General features: G+C 59.3%; 9 protein-coding genes. 7 read left to right on the top strand and 2 right to left on the bottom strand.

What is annotated here, in order from left to right; genetic code table 11:
* Position 1 precedes the first annotated feature (1 nt).
* Both ACR0I8_RS11380 and ACR0I8_RS11385 read right to left on the bottom strand, forming a co-directional pair.
* The gene (locus ACR0I8_RS11380; RefSeq protein WP_170690997.1) at positions 2-1,912 is read right to left on the bottom strand and encodes an ABC transporter substrate-binding protein; all 1,911 of its coding nucleotides are present in this window, start codon (positions 1,910-1,912) and stop codon (positions 2-4) included.
* On the bottom strand, positions 1,905-3,677 hold the full coding sequence (locus ACR0I8_RS11385; RefSeq protein ID WP_170690999.1) for an ABC transporter ATP-binding protein: 1,773 nt from the start codon (positions 3,675-3,677) through the stop codon (positions 1,905-1,907). Before ACR0I8_RS11385 ends, ACR0I8_RS11380 begins: the two co-directional genes overlap by 8 nt.
* Positions 3,678-3,907: 230 nt before the next feature.
* On the opposite strand from ACR0I8_RS11385, the gene ACR0I8_RS11390 reads away from it, so the two are divergent.
* The 7 genes from ACR0I8_RS11390 (at position 3,908) to ACR0I8_RS11420 (ending at position 12,301) form a co-directional block, all read left to right on the top strand.
* On the top strand, positions 3,908-4,405 hold the full coding sequence (locus ACR0I8_RS11390) for a class I SAM-dependent methyltransferase (RefSeq protein ID WP_170691001.1): 498 nt from the start codon (positions 3,908-3,910) through the stop codon (positions 4,403-4,405).
* 53 nt (positions 4,406-4,458) lie between these two features.
* Complete coding sequence (locus ACR0I8_RS11395) at positions 4,459-5,607, top strand: acetate/propionate family kinase (protein ID WP_170691002.1); 1,149 nt, start codon at positions 4,459-4,461, stop codon at positions 5,605-5,607.
* A gap of 20 nt (positions 5,608-5,627) precedes the next feature.
* Positions 5,628-6,257, top strand: a complete 630-nt coding sequence (locus ACR0I8_RS11400) for a glutathione S-transferase (RefSeq protein WP_170691004.1) — start codon at positions 5,628-5,630, stop codon at positions 6,255-6,257.
* Positions 6,258-6,369: 112 nt separating this feature from the next.
* The gene (locus ACR0I8_RS11405) at positions 6,370-8,772 is read left to right on the top strand and encodes a GcvT family protein (RefSeq protein WP_170691006.1); all 2,403 of its coding nucleotides are present in this window, start codon (positions 6,370-6,372) and stop codon (positions 8,770-8,772) included.
* On the top strand, positions 8,772-10,325 hold the full coding sequence (locus ACR0I8_RS11410; protein WP_170691008.1) for a trimethylamine methyltransferase family protein: 1,554 nt from the start codon (positions 8,772-8,774) through the stop codon (positions 10,323-10,325). Before ACR0I8_RS11405 ends, ACR0I8_RS11410 begins: the two co-directional genes overlap by 1 nt.
* The gene (locus ACR0I8_RS11415) at positions 10,326-11,000 is read left to right on the top strand and encodes a TetR/AcrR family transcriptional regulator (RefSeq protein ID WP_170377578.1); all 675 of its coding nucleotides are present in this window, start codon (positions 10,326-10,328) and stop codon (positions 10,998-11,000) included. It begins immediately after the preceding gene.
* A complete protein-coding gene (locus ACR0I8_RS11420; protein WP_170691010.1) occupies positions 10,997-12,301 on the top strand; it encodes an FAD-dependent oxidoreductase in 1,305 nt (434 codons plus the stop codon). Before ACR0I8_RS11415 ends, ACR0I8_RS11420 begins: the two co-directional genes overlap by 4 nt.
* Positions 12,302-12,337 lie beyond the last annotated feature (36 nt).

Below are 12,337 nucleotides of genomic sequence, written 5' to 3' on the forward strand. Positions count from 1 at the left end.
CTCAGTCGACCAAAAAGAACTCATCCGGGCGATGGACGCCGAAGTGCGCGCCGGGTTCCCACGCCCACATGGCCTGCTCGGGGACATTGCGCAAACGGTTCGAGACGACGATGGGCTGCGGTGCGCCGTTCAGAATGCCGATCGCGTATAGCTGGTCGGCGTGGATTTCCAACATCTCGGTCCAGACGGCAGCGCGCTGTTCATCCGTTGTGGCGGTCTCCCAGTCATGGACCAAAGTCATCAGGCGCTCAGCCTCGGGCATGTCGGGGGCCTCACCCACTTCGCCGCCGGTCTGATAGTACTGTCCCCATTTTGGCCAGGCGAGAAACACCTGATCCGTCGGCGCAAGATAGGCAGGCGAGGTGTGGATTTGGGGCAGCCCGTCATCCCAGCCGAACCAGACGGAAGCCATCGTGTTGCCCGCGAACACCCGGTTACGCAGGATATCGCGATCCAGCGGGCGCATCACAAGATCGACGCCAATCTCGCGCCATGTATCGGTGACGATTTGCAGGGCGTTTTCGACCTCTTGCCGCTCACCGGCGGTTTCGATGATCAACTCCATTGGGCGACCGTCGGGCAGCAGCCGAATGCCGTTCTTGTCGCGCTCAGACAGCCCAGCCTCGTCCAACAGGGCGTTCGCTAGATCGGGATCATACTGGGCCCAGGCTTGGGCGTTTTCCTCACTGTAGAAGGGTGAGGCTGGCAGAACCGCCATCGCGCCCGGTTTTGCCAGTTTGAAATAGAGCGCCTGGTTGATCGTCTTGCGATCAATTCCCAAAGACAGGGCGCGGCGCACGCGCACGTCTCGCATTACGTCCCGCCAAACCTCATCCGCGTAGTTCAGGTTCGGATAGATTGCGATCTGCGAGGCGACACCGGTTTTCCAGAGTAATGTCTTGTAGTTGCCAACCGCCTCGCCCTTTTTCAGGATCGAGGCATCCCGGAACGCCAGACCACGCCCCTGCAGGTCGGTCTCACCCGCATTGGTCTTTGCGGCCACCAGTCCCGGTGCCACAATCTCCATCTCGACCACGTCGATATAGGGCAGTTGCACCCCTTTGGAGTCGATACGGTGGTAGTACGGATTGCGGACGAAGTTGTGGCGGATTTTCTTGCCCGAGCTTGCGTTCAGCCAGGGCTGAAGCGTGGGCAGCTTGTGGTTGTCGAACTTGTAGAGGTTGTCGAGTTTGTTGTGCAGGGCCGCCCAGCTTTTGACGCGCGCATCATCGACCTGCGCGGCCAGATCCTCAGGATCGACGTAGTTTTCGTGATACTGTTTCAGAAAAGCGGATGGGCGGTATATGAAGGGCGGGCGGGCCTGTGCCAGCGTCTGCAGGAAATCCGGGTTCGGATCATCCCATTCGTAGATCACGGTCGTCTCATCCGGAAAAGAGACGGTTGGGGCCTTGCCCTCGACGATCAGAAAATCAGGTGGTCCGGAGGGGCTGAGCAATTCGTTGTTGGCGACATCTTCCCACCAGTACCGGAAATCTTCGGACGTAAACGGTGAGCCATCTGACCACTTATGTCCTTCGCGCAAGTGCAGAGTGAACTTGCGGTTTCCGTCATTTTCGAACGAGGCCAATATGTCGGGCACGATATTGTAATTTCCGTCAAACCCAACCAACCGGGCGTAACCGTAGACGACCATCTGTCGGATATCCTTGGACCGGGTCACCATGGTCCGCATTGTGCCGCCGGGGGTGCCGAATTCACGGCCCTTCGCGGCCAGATCCACTACCAGAGGGTCTTTGGGTAGGCGTTCCGAAACCGGCGGCAGATCGCCGGCATTCACCTCAGCCGACCAAAAGCTGCTCTCTTGCGGGACCGGCACATCGGCCAGCGCGGGCAGCGTCCAGCCAAAGGCCAGAGCGGCGGCCAGGATCAGAGGGGGAGTGGTCTTAAACATGGCAACGTACCTTATGGCCCGGTTCCAATTCCACCAGCGAAGGTATCACGGTGTCCGAGAAACGAAAGGCCTCATCCCAACTGTCCGGCGCGCCGGCACCCAGAGAAACCATTTGCAGGTCAATCGGGCGGTTGATGTCGGGTTCTGGTTGAGCGGCAATCAACGCCTTGGTGTATGGATGGCGCGGATTGTAGAAGAGTGTTTCGGGCGGGGCTTGTTCCACAATCAGCCCCCGACGCATCACGGCGACTTCGTCAGCGATACGGGCGACTACGGCAAGGTCGTGAGAGATGAAGAAATAGGACAGGTTCAGGCTGTCCTGCAGGTATTCCAACAATGTCAGGATTTGTTCCTGAACCGAGACATCCAGCGCCGAGGTCGGCTCGTCGCAGACAATCAACTGCGGGTCCAGCATCATGGCGCGGGCGATGGACAGGCGCTGTCTCTGCCCACCGGAAAACGCATGCGGATAGCGTTTCAGCATGTCCGAGTTCAGCCCCACGCGCTGCAGCATTTCGGCGGCTTTGTCGCGTTGTTCCGAGACGGAACCGATGCGGTGGATTTCCAGCGGCTCAGTCATCGCATCCTGTATGCGCATCCGTGGACTGAGTGAGCTGTAGGGATCCTGAAACACCATCTGCGCCTTCCGTTGAAACGCGGTACGCTGGGCGCGGGTCATCTGGTGGACTGGTATGGGGTCTTCGCCTTGGGCGGTGCAGAACAGGACCTCTCCGCCTGGGTCGGGCAGTTCGGCGCCAAGGGCAATCCGGGCGGCGGTGGTCTTGCCAGAGCCGCTTTCGCCGACAATCGCCAAAGTCTTGCCACGTGCAAGTTTCAGGTCGACGTTGCGACAGGCGTGAATCTGTTTGTTGGCTTGCCAACCCTTGCTTGACCGCATCGTGTAGGTCTTGGAGACCCCTTTCATATGCAGGATCAGGTCCTCATTCGGCATCGGAATGCCGACGGCGTCCTGATCCGGAATGGCCGGGGCCGCGTCGAACAGCTGTTTGGTATAGGGATGCGCTGGCGCGGTGAGGATGGGGGCGGCGGGGCCCGCCTCCATCACGCGACCCTTGTGCATGACAACGACCTGCTCGGCCATGTTTGCCACCACGCCCAGGTCGTGCGTAACAAGGATCAGCGCCATCCCGGTTTCGCGCTGAAGTTCCTTGATCAGCCCCAAAACCTGAGCCTGTGTGGTTACATCCAGCGCAGTAGTAGGCTCGTCTGCAATCAGCAGCTCGGGCTTGGAGACCATCGCCATGGCGATCATGGCGCGCTGGCGCATACCGCCCGACAGTTCAAACGGATAGGAGTCATAGGCCCTCTGGGGATCTGGAAAGCCCACGCGTTCAAACTGGGTCAGGACTTCCTTTCGGGCCTGCGCCTCGGACGCTCCGCGATGCAGCCAGAGGACCTCGCTGACCTGATTGCCGATCTTGTGCAGTGGCGATAAAGATCGCATCGGCTCCTGAAAGATCATCGAGACGCGGTTGCCGCGAATGCTGCGCATGTCCCGCTCGTTGATTCGCGTCAGGTCGGCCTTGCCTTTGGAATCGTTCAGAATAATCGATCCGCTGCGAATCTGGGCCACGCGGGGCAGGATACGCAACACGGCCCGGCAGGAGATTGTTTTGCCCGAGCCCGACTCACCCACCAATGCAAGTGTCTGTCCGGCCTCTACATCGAAATTCACGTCCCGCACGACTGAATCCGCCGCGCCGAAACCGATGCTGAGATCTCTGACAGACAACAACGCAGTCATTCGGGTTTTCCACCCGTTTGGCCGTAGATGAGCATCGGCTTTTATTCTCCCCGTTTTTTGACTTACTGTCGCGCGGTTTCACCCGACTCGTCAAACCCGTTCTTAGGCTGAAATGTCGCGGGAATGTGAAACTTTCGCCTCTACAACTACACAAACAGTTGAGTTTTTGCCATCAAGTTCGTGACCAGCACCATTTAAGCTGGCGTTGAGTATCAAAGAGAGAATCCCCTGTGCCCGAAAACCAAAGCCGACTGGATCTGTTTATTGACCGTATGGTGTCGCAACGCGCCTGCCTTGATTTTGCAATCGAGCAGACAAAAGGCATGTCCGGGCCGGTGTTCGAGCTGGGCCTAGGCAACGGTCGAACCTACCACCACATGATCCAGTACATTCAGAATCGCCCGGTTTTTGTGTTCGAACGCGCGGTGGCTTCACATCCCGATTCCACCCCGCCCGAGGATCGGGTGATTTTGGGCGATGTGCGGGACACTCTGCCAGCCTCGGTGGATAAGCTCGGCGCGACGGCCAGCCTGATTCATGCGGATCTGGGGGGGCACAATCGCGAAAAGAACGACGCGTTCGCGCGGTTTGTTTCGCCTTTGATTGAACCGCTTCTGGCGCGGGGTGGGCTGATGGTCTCCAGTGATCGGATGTATTTCGATGCGCTGACTGAATTGCCCTTGCCGGAGGGCGCGGTCGAAGGGCGCTGTTTTATCTACCGGCGGTGACGCCTTAGGCGCGTCCGGGTCCACCAAAAGGCTAAGCAAACCGGAGGAACGCAATGCAGGCCATCCTGACGCTGAACGCGGGAAGTTCGACCATCAAATTCGGAGTTTACCGCGCCGACGCTGAACCCGAATTGCTGTGGCACGGGCAAGTCGACAATCTGGGACCGGTCGCCCAATTGCAAATCAACGGCGACGGGTTTCGTGAGACACGTGAGATCGGGCCTGCTGACCACGCGGCCGGCGTCACGGCGATCTTGCAGAACATAGAGCCTCTGCTTAAATCGGATCTAATCGTCGGTGTAGGCCACCGTATTGTCCACGGCGGACAGACCTTCGAAGGGCCCACGGTTCTGGATGATCACGTGCTGGCCCAACTTGAAACGCTCTCGTCACTGGCCCCGCTGCATCAGCCCCATAATCTGGCGGCCGTCCGCGCTGCGCGAACGGCTTTCCCGGGTGCGCAACAGATTGGGTGTTTTGACACCTCTTTTCATGTCGGCCATCCGTTTGTAAACGATGCCTTCGCCATCCCGCGCCGCTTTTATGAAAAAGGCGTTCGGCGCTATGGATTCCATGGGCTGTCCTACGACTACATTACCGGCAAGATGGCTGAGGATTTCCCGGATCTGGCCGCAGGCCGGGTGGTTATCGCGCATCTGGGCAACGGGGCGTCTATGTGCGCTGTGGCCAATGGCAAGAGTATCGGCTCAACCATGGGTTTTTCCGCGCTTGATGGGCTGCCGATGGGGACCCGTTGTGGTCAGCTTGATCCCGGCGTGTTGCTTTATCTGATGGAGCAAGGTCACTCTGCGGAGGCGATCACGCATATCCTCTACAAGAAAAGTGGCCTGCTAGGCCTCAGCGGGATCAGCCACGATATGCGCACATTGCTGGAAAGCGATGATCCCCGCGCGCGTGAGGCGATAGACTATTATGTCTTCCGGATCAGGCGGGAGCTGGGTGCGATGGCGGCTGTTTTGGGTGGCGTGGATGCGGTGGTGTTCTGCGGCGGCATTGGTGAGAACGCTGCGCCTATTCGCCAGAGCGTGCTCGATGGGATGGGATTTCTCAACATCCATCTGGACGCCGAGGCCAACGCCCAAAATGCGACGGTGATATCAGATGGCGGTATACCCGTGCTCGTGATCCCGACCGACGAAGAACGGGTGATCGCGCGGGCGGTCGGCAAGGCTTTGAGCTAAACACGACAGAGGGAAAACGGATGATCTTTTACGACTGCGCCACCGCTCCGAACCCGCGCCGCGCGCGTATGTTCATTGCCGAAAAGGGGCTGGAGATCGAAACCCGGCAGATCTCGATTGCAGAGGGAGAGCAGTTGAGCGATGTGTTTCGCGCCGTTAACCCTCGGGCCACGATCCCTGTGCTGGTGACCGATGAAGGCACGGTTCTGACCGAGAACCTTGGGATTGCTGCGTATCTCGAGGCGCAGCGGCCCGAACCCCCATTGATGGGCAAGACGCCGGATGAAAAAGGCCGTGTTTTGATGTGGAACGCAATCGCCGAGCAGCAAGGCGGTATGCCTATCGCCGAAGCCCTACGCAACGGCCATCCTGCTTTCAAAGATCGTCCTATTCCGGGACCTGAGAACTATCCGCAGATCCCTGAACTTGCGCAACGGGGTCGCGACAGGGTGGGGGCGTTCTTCGACTTGCTCGAGGACCATTTGCAGGGCACCCCGTTTTTGGCGGGAGAGGACTTTACCCTCGCCGATATAACCGGGTTCGTCTTTGTCGATTTCGCCCGTGTGATCAAAATGCGTATCCCGGAAGCAAATACCGCGACTCAAGCCTGGTTCGACACAATTAAATCCCGGCCCAGCGCCAGCCTCTAAAACGCGCCTGATTTGGCCGGATTCAGCTTGCGCTCGACACTGTACAGAAATGTCTAGACAGAAGTGAACAGTGCCACTAGCGTTTCATCCGAGTCGTGCAGCGGAGGGCAGGATGAAATCTCAGTATCGCGTTGTGGTCATTGGGGGTGGTGTCGTTGGGGCCTCGGTCCTGTATCATCTGGCCAAGTTCGGCTGGTCGGACGTCGTCATGTTGGAGCGGCGGAGGCTGGCCTCGGGGTCATCCTGGCACGCAGCGGGTGGTATTCACGCGCTGAACGCGGACCCGAATATGGCGTCCTTGCAGGCCTACACCATCGACCTGCTCAGTGAGATCGAAAAGGAATCGGGCCAGAATATTGGATTGCATATGACCGGTGGTCTCACGCTGGCGGGCACCCCGGAACGCTGGGAATGGCTGCAGGCAAACTACCGCATCTTCCAATCCATTGGCATTGACGATTGCGAACTTCTGACCCCGGAAGAGGCGCAGAGACGTTGTCCGATCATGTCCACCGATGGCGTGCTGGGCGCGATGTGGGCGGATCGCGAAGGCTATATCGACACGACCGGCACGGTGCAGGCCTACGCGACGGCAGCAAAGAAGCGTGGCGCGGAATACTATGAGGAAACCAGGGTCGAAAGCCTGACGCAGACCGCCGATGGCTGGCAAGTCGAAACCGACAAGGGCACAATCACCTGCGAACATGTAGTGAACGCGGCAGGCCTTTGGGCCAAGCAGGTGGGCCGGATGGCCGGAGTGGAGCTGCCAGTCTCTCCGCTCAAACACCATTACCTGATCACCGACACGGTCCCCGAGGTTGCCGAAGCCGAGTTCGAGATGCCCATGACTGTCGACCTCGAAGGCTTCACCTATATGCGGCAGGATCAGAAGGGCGTTCTGGTCGGAATCTATGAGGTCGACCATGAACACTGGGCCATGGACGGGGCGCCCTGGAACTATGGTGAGGAACTGTTTCAGGAGCAACTCGACCGCATCGAGAATGAGCTGACGCTGGGTTTTGAGCGCTATCCTTCGATCCAGAATGTCGGCATCAAGACATGGGTCAATGGCGCGTTCACCTTCTCGCCCGACGGGAACCCTCTGGTCGGTCCGGTTCCGGGCAAGCGCGGCTATTGGTCGGCCTGCGCCGTGATGGCCGGGTTCTTGCAGGGCGGCGGCGTTGGCAAAACTCTGGCCGAGTGGATGATCCATGGCGAGCCCGAGGCCGACGCATGGCCAATGGACGTCGCTCGCTATGGCGATTTCGCGCAGAACAAACGTTACATTCGCGAAACGACCGGTCAGTTCTACTCGCGCCGTTTCGTGATGACCTATCCGAATGAGCAACTGCCAGCAGGACGTCCGCTGAAGATGGCCCCGGCGCATGATGCGATGACTGAGGCCGGGTGCAAATGGGGCGTCAGCTGGGATCTGGAGGTGCCGCTCTATTTCGCGCCCAAAGGGTTCGAGGAAACGCCGACCCTCAAGCGGTCGAATGCCCATGACATCGTGGCGGAAGAGTGCAAGACGCTCCGCGAAGGGGTTGGCCTGTTGGACATCTCGGGTTTCTCGCGGTTCGAGGTGACGGGTCCGAATGCGCAGGCCTGGCTGGACAAGGTCATGGCCTCGAAACTGCCAGGGCCGGGGCGCGCCAAACTGGCGCCGATGCTGAGTGAGACGGGGCGTCTCAAAGGCGACCTGACCGTGCTGAACTGGGGTGACGGAACATGGTGGATCATGGGCAGTTACTACCTTCGTGCGTGGCACATGCGCTGGTTCGACGATCACATGATGGACGGCGTGACTGTCCGTGATCTGGGCGAGGAATATTGCGGCTTTGCCGTGGTCGGCCCGAAATCTCAGGCGGTTGTCGAGAAGCTGGCGGAACAGGATATCTCGGGCCTGAAATTCATGGGTTGTGGAGATTTCGATATCGGTCTGGTCCGAGCCCGCGTCGCCCGCATGTCGGTAACCGGTGAGAAGGGCTATGAAATCAACTGCCGGTACGGCGATCACATCAAGCTGCGACGGATGCTGTTGGACGCCGGGGCTGACGAAGGCATCCGCGAATGCGGGTTCAATGCGATGCTCTCAACCCGGTTGGAGAAGAGTTTCGGCATCTGGTCCGCCGAGTTTACCCAAGCCTACACGCCGGGCATGACCGGAATGGATCGCTGGATCGACTGGGACAAGGATTTCGTCGGTAAACAGGCCGCCTTGGCCGAGCGTGACGGCAATGGCCCGGCACAGCTTCAGGTGACGCTTGAGGTCGATGCTGTGGACGCCGACGCCAGCGGGTATGAGCCGATCTGGTCCAATGGCGAACGCGTGGGTTTTGTCACCTCGGGCGGCTACGGCCACTACACGGGCAAGTCTCTGGCGATGGCACTGATCAATCGCGACAAGGCCGAACCGGGGACGGAGCTGACCGTGCATGTGGTTGGTGTGGAACGGCCCGCGCGGGTGGTTGCACCGTCTCCCTACGATCCGCAGGGCAAGGCGATGAGGGGCTGATGGTGATCTCGCAGACATCCGAGCGTGGTCGGCGACGGCGCGGGCGGGGTGCAGATGCCGCCCCACCGCCCTCGCGTGATGTGAACTACCGCCAGCTGCGCAACCCTTTCCCGCGGATGGAGGTGTTCCCCGAAGATCAGATCGCGGACATGCACGAGACGGCGCTACGTGTATTGCTGGAACTTGGGGTGAAAGTCCTGCTGCCCGAAGCCCGCCGCATCTTTGCCAAGGCAGGTGCGCGTGTGGACGAAGATACTCAGATGGTCTTTATCGGGCGCGATCTGGTTGAGGCCGCTGTGGCCTCGGCCCCCAAATCCATCGCGTGTCATGCAGGGGCGCGTGACCGTGATTTTACGCTGGAACTGGGTTCGCTCGTGTTTCAACCGGGTGCAGGTGCGCCGAACGCAACCGATCTGGAACGGGGCAGGCGACCGGCGTCGGGTCAGGATTATATTGAATTCCTGAAGCTGACGCATCACTTCGACGTCTTCCAGATGATTTCGCCTCAGGTCGAGCCGCAGGATGTGCCGACCCATCTTCGCCACTATTTCACAACGCAGGCGCAGATGGAGTTGACGGATAAATTCCCCTTCTTCTTCTCGCGCGGCACCCCACAGGTGTTGGACAGTTTTGAGATGCTGTCTATCGCGCGAGGGCTTTCGGATGATGAATTCCGGGGCAACGCGCATTGCTATACGATCATCAACACCAACAGCCCGCGCACGCTGGATATCCCGATGGCGCAAGGGCTGATCGACTTTGCCCGTCATGGCCAGATGTCGATCGTCACGCCGTTTACCCTGATGGGGGCGATGGCCCCGATAACGGTCGCAGGGGCTATCACGCTTTCCCATGCCGAGGCTCTGGCGGCTGTGACCCTGACGCAATTGACGAACCCTGGCGCGCCGGTCTGCTATGGAACCTTCACCAGCAACGTCGACATGAAATCCGGCGCTCCGGCCTTTGGGACGCCCTCGCATTTTCAAGCGTCTTTGGCGGCAGGCCAACTGGCACGGTTCCTGGGCCTGCCATGGCGGTCGGCGGCCGGGTCGGCTTCGAACACCAACGACGTGCAAGCCGCGAATGAAAACCAGTTTGGGCTCTGGGGCTGTTTGATGGCCGGGGCGACGGTGATCATCCATTCTGCAGGTTGGCTCGAAGGCGGATTGAGCGTGTCGTTTGAGAAGATGATCTGTGACGCCGAAGTGCTGAACATGGTTGCCGAGCTCTGTGCCGGTGCGCATGCCGGACAGGCCGAAATCGGCTTTGATACCGCCCTGAGTGAGGTTGATCCCAGCGGGCATTTCTTTGCCTCGTCCCAGACGATGGAGCGCTACAATACCGAATTCTACCAGCCGCATGTCCATGACTACGCCAATTTCGGCACCTGGACCGAGCGTGGATCTGTCGATGCCAATCAACGTGCAACAGGTGTTTGGAAAGGTATCCTGAACGATTTCAAACCGCCCGCAGGCGATAGCGATCGACTCGGGGCCTTGCACGATTTCATCGCGAAGCGAACTGCCGAAGGCGGCGCTCCGCCGGAGAGTTGAATGAGCACCAAACCGATCCTGCACCGCGATGACCCCAAGGCCGAGCCTTTGGTCGGAAATATCAAAGTCACGCGGGATGACTGGCTGAATGTGGCGATGGACGTGCTGATCTCGGACGGGGTGGATCAGATCAAGGTCATGAACCTGGCCGAGCGCATGGCCGTGTCCCGCTCGTCTTTCTACTGGTACTTCAAATCGCGGCAGGAGCTTCTGGATGCGTTGCTGGCGCGGTGGCAGGCGACCAATACGGCGGCGTTGATCGCGCAGGCTGAGGCCCCGGCCGAGACAATTACCAGCGCGGTCTGCAACGTGCAGCGGTGCGTGGTGAACACGGATTTGTTCGACACGGCACTTGATTTTGCCATTCGGGACTGGGCTCGCAAATCGGGCAAGGTGCGCAATGCCCTGGATCAATCCGATGCACGACGCCTCAAGGCGCTGCACGCGATGTTTGCGCGTTTTGGCTATTCGGACATAGAGGCCGAAACCCGGGCGCGCGTCTTATACTACATGCAGATCGGGTATGATTTGGCGCAGCTGAATGAGCCAATGGAAACGCGCCTATCGCTTGTGCCTCACTACCTGCATGCTTTCACAGGGGTTCAGCCTCGGGCCGAGGAAATTGAAGAATTTCGCGCTTATTCCAAGCGCTTTTGGGAAGGAAAGACAGAATGAGCCAACCAGATGCAATCATAATCGGGACAGGCGTCATTGGCGCGGCCATCGCGTTCGAGATGGCCAAGGCCGGATGGAAAACCCTTTCGCTGGACCGCAATACGCAGGTCGGCCATGGCTCGACCGCGGGGTCCTGCGCGATCATCCGCATGCACTATTCGACGTTTGACGGCACGGCTTTCGCGTGGGAGGGCTACCATTATTGGCGCGATTGGGCCGCGTATCTGGGCCTGCCCGCAGATGCCAATCTGGCGCAGTTCCGCGAGACCGGTTGCCTGGTCATGAAAACGGATGCCAACGGGATGCTGGAAAAGCATATGCAAAACAGTGCGGATCTGGACTGCCCGTTCGAGGAATGGTCGCCCGAGACTGTCACGGAACGCCTGCCGGTCTATTCTCTGGAAAGCTTCGCCCCTGCGCGCCGAATGGACGACCCGGAATTCGGGCAACCGAACGGGCGCAAAATGCAGGGTGGCGTGTTCTGGCCTCAGGCAGGCTATGTCACCGACCCGGCACTTTCGGCGCAGAACCTGATGGATGCGGCAATCCAGAACGGGGCCGAGTTGCGCACTGGGGCCGAGGTTGTTGAGATCCTGATTGAGGACGGGCGCGTGGCGGGTGTCAAACTGGCTACGGGCGAAGAAATTCGAGCCAAGGTCGTGGTAAACGTGGCCGGGCCGGGATCGGCCATTGTCAACGGCATGGCAGGCGTTCTGGACGACATGACCATCGAAACCCGCCCGCTGCGGCAGGAAGTGGTCCATGTTCCGGCGCCCGAGGGGTTCGATTTCGAAAACAACGGGACCATTGTCTCGGATAGTGACATCGCCTGCTACTGCCGCCCGGAGCATGGCAACCACATCCTCGTGGGGTCCGAGGACCCCGAATGCGATCCGCATCAATGGTGTGAGGATGATAAGACATATAACCGCGATTTCACCGACCAGTGGACGACGCAGGCGATGCGCTATGCGCAGCGGGTACCCAGCCTTGGTATTCCGTCCAAAACGCGGGGTGTTGTTGACCTCTACGATGCGTCGACCGATTGGATTCCGATCTACGATAAATCCAGCCTGCCAGGATTCTACATGGCCTGCGGCACCAGCGGGAACCAATACAAGAACGCGCCGATTGCGGGCAAGATGATGACGGCTCTGATCGACTATTGCGAAGGCGGTGCAGACCACGATGCTGAACCGCTGCGGTTCGAACTGCCTTACATCAAACGCGTGATTGATGTCGGTTTCTATTCACGCAATCGCCCGATCAACGAAGAAAGCAGTTTTTCCGTTCTGGGGTAGTCAGCCCGACAATTGGCCCTAACATCACTTAGACGC

It is taken from the genome of Ruegeria sp. BG9, from assembly GCF_056538305.1.